This window comes from Arthrobacter sp. CAL618, from assembly GCF_000468215.1.
Classification (GTDB): Bacteria; Actinomycetota; Actinomycetes; order Actinomycetales; family Micrococcaceae; genus Arthrobacter_D.
Map to the genome: position 1 here is coordinate 1,191 of NZ_ASZW01000281.1, position 3,441 is coordinate 4,631.

Below are 3,441 nucleotides of genomic sequence, written 5' to 3' on the forward strand. Positions count from 1 at the left end.
GTCGGTTGCTCGCCAGCCGGTAGTCAAGGTCAAGGTCGTAGTGCAGGGCGGCCCAGTCGGCGGTCCCGTGCCCGGGGGTATAGGGGTCGAGCGTGTCACCGATGCGTGCGACGACGCTTCTGATGGCTTCCCTCATGGGGCAACCGCCGGGCTTTTCCACGGGCTGACCGGGTTGCCGATCCAGTAGCTTCCCGCTGGCACTGTCTCGCCGCGCATTACCAGCGACGCCGGTCCAACCGTCGATCCGCTAGCCAGGCAGGCGGCAGGAAGTATCACTCCGTGGGGTCCCATGGTTGCGCCATCCTTCAAGGTTACGGTGTCCATGGACATCACCCGGTCATGGAAGAGATGGGTCTGGATGACGCACCCGCGATTGACTGTGCTGCTGTCACCAAGGGTTACCAGGTCGGCTTCCGGCAGCCAATAGCTTTCGCACCACACGCCGTGGCCGATCCTGGCTCCCAGGGCCCTTAACCACCAGACGAGTGCGGGAGTGCCGCTGGCCGCCCGGGCAAACCAGGGGGCGGTAACCGTTTCGATGAAGGCGTCGACAACCTCGTTCCGCCAGATGAACGAACTCCAGAGGGGGTGTTCACCCGCACTGATTCGGCCGACCAGCAACCATTTGACGGCGACCGCGCTGACGGCCGCCACCGTCCCGGCCGTCATCATGACCAGCCCGCCGAGGAGTGCAGCAACCAGGTAGCCCCACTGCCCGGCAATGGCGTCGAGCCCCACGAGCACCAGCACGGCGATCACCACGGTCAGCAGCGTTGCGGCGAGCCGGCACACCTCCCATGCTCCCCTTGCCACCTTCAACCGTCGTGGTGGGTCGAAGGTTCGGGTCTGATCGGCGTCCATCTGGGTGCGGCGCAACCGGACCGGCGGGCTTCCCAACCAGGACGTACCGGCTTTGGCCTTGGCGGGGGTGGCGGACAGCACCGCCACCAGCGAGTTTTTGGGTACCCGGCGGCCCGCGGCGGTCATCCCCGAATTGCCGAGGAACGCTCGCTTACCGATTTTCGCCGGCGCCACCTTCATCCAGCCCCCACCGAGTTCGTAGGATGCGACCATCGTGTCATCGGCGAGGAAAGCGCCGTCGCCAATGGTGGTCATTTTCGGAACCAACAGCACAGTCGAAATCTCGACGTTCTTGCCGACCGTAGCGCCAAGAAGTCGCAGCCACACCGGCGTGAACAGGCTCGCGTACACGGGGAAGAGCAGATCGCGGGCCAGGTCAAGGACTCGTTCGGTGGCCCAGACCTGCCAGCCCACACGGCTCCGGACCCGGTGATACCCCTCCCGCAGCCCGATCCCGAGTAGTCTGACGGCTGCCAGGATCAGGATCATCGTTGCCACAAACCAGAGCAGGCCAGCGATGGGCACCGACCAGGCGAGTTGTGGCAGGGCGTCGGACAGTCCTGCGGTGCCGCGCAGGGCGGTGAGGATCGGCAGGGCAGCAATGGCGGCGGCCAGATAGGGGATGCCGGAGAGGATGCCCGAGGCGGCGGCGAATGCCGGGAAGCTGAGGGTGACCGACGGCGACGACGCCGGAGCATCGGGCCAGATGGGCTTGGCTTTGCCGATCCGGGTGGCAGGGGACCCAGCGTACTGCTGGCCGGGTCGTACCTTGCCCAGGACCGCCGAACCCGGGGCAACCTGTGAGTCGGCGCCCACCCGGGTGCCGGGCATCAGCGTGCTCCTGGTGCCGATGAGGGCTCGCTCCCCGACGCTGATCCTGCCGATGTGGACCAGGTCGCCATCAATCCACCAGCCCGAAAGGTCCACCTCGGGTTCGACGGAGCTGCCGCTGCCCAGATGAAGCATTCCGGTGACCGGGGGGACCGAGTGGAGGTCGACGTCGCGCCCAATCTTTGCCCCCAGCGCCCGGGCGTAGTAGGTGACCCACGGTGCGCTGGCAAGACTGACTGCGGCTGCCATGTCCGCGATTTGTTCGGCAAGCCAGAGTTTCAGGTGCACCCTGCCGCTGCGGGGGTAGCTTCCCGGCTGGACCCCGCGTAGCAGGATCCTCGCGGCGATAACCGAAATCCCCATCCGCCCCAGCGGGCTGACGAACACGATCCAGCTGGCAAGGATCCACCCCCAGGACAGCGTGGTTGTCGCTGCGATCCCGGAGATCACGAGAACCTGATTGATGATCATCAGGTAGGTCAGCCAGCGCATCCCCACCAGCATGAAGAGGGGAATGCCCATCAGCGTCTGGAAGATCTGGGCTTTGCGGGTGGTGCGGGCGACGTTCCGCTCAATCCTGATCGTGCCGCCGACCGGTTCCGATCCTTTCACCATGTCAATCAACGCGCCCACCCNCCCGCGGGTGGGCGTAAATGTCGGCAACCGTGACCGTCGGATACTGCTGCCGCAGGGCGGACACCAGCTGCGCCGCAGACAGGCTGCCGCCACCGTGGGCGAAGAAGTCCGCATCCAATCCCGACGCCGGGACGCCGAGTACTGCCGTCCACTGGTCCACCACCCACTGGGCTTCGTCGTCGAGGGCCGGGGCGTCGTCGTCGTTGTGCTGGGCGAGGGGCCAGGGGAGCGCCGACCGGTCCACCTTTCCGCTGGTTTTGGTCGGCAGGGAATCGGTTTCGCTGAGCATCGGAATCAGCGCCGCGGGCAGCGAACCAGCAAGCTCGGAGCGCAGCTCCGGCAGGTCCAGCGGTGCTCCGGCGGCGACGAGATAGCCCACCAGTATCTGGTTGCCGGCGGCGGTGGTCTGCACTGCGGCTGCGGCACCTGCGACGCCGGGCAAGGACTGCAGGGCGGCGTCGACTTCGCCGAGTTCGATCCGTCGGCCGCCGAGCTTCACCTGTTCATCGGCGCGTCCCATAAATTCGAGCCCCACCGGGTCAAACCTGACCAGGTCCCCGCTGCGATAGGCGCGGTCCCAACCCAGCGACGGCATGGGAGCGTATTTTTCCTTGTCCTTCTGCGGATCGAGGTAGCGGGCCAGCCCAACCCCGCCGATAATCAGCTCACCGACCTCGCCGGCGGCCACCGGAAGACCTGAACTGTCGACGACGGCGAGATCCCAGCCGTCCAGGGGGAGCCCAATGCGCACCGGTCCTGGACCGCCGAGCAGAGCGGCACAGGCGACGACGGTCGCCTCCGTGGGGCCGTAGGTGTTCCACAGCTCCCGGTCCTCGGTCGCCAGCCTTGCTGCGAGCTCGGGTGGGCAGGCCTCTCCGCCGAAGATCAGCAGTCTGACGGCTTCGAGAGATTCGACCGGCCACAGGGCGGCAAGGGTAGGAACCGTCGAAACCATGGTGATGCCGTGGGTGATCAGCCACGGACCGAGATCCATGCCCGAACGCACCAGGGCGCGCGGGGCCGGCACCAGGCAGGCGCCGTTGCGCCAGGCCAGCCACATCTCCTCGCAGGAGGCGTCGAAGGCGACGGAGAGTCCGGCGAGGACCCGGTCGG

1 pseudogene is annotated in these 3,441 nt (G+C 66.9%); it reads right to left on the bottom strand.

The features are described 5' to 3' along the window. Positions 1-132: 132 nt before the first annotated feature. Positions 133-3,441: pseudogene (locus K728_RS19885) on the bottom strand (Pls/PosA family non-ribosomal peptide synthetase); the annotation flags it as partial.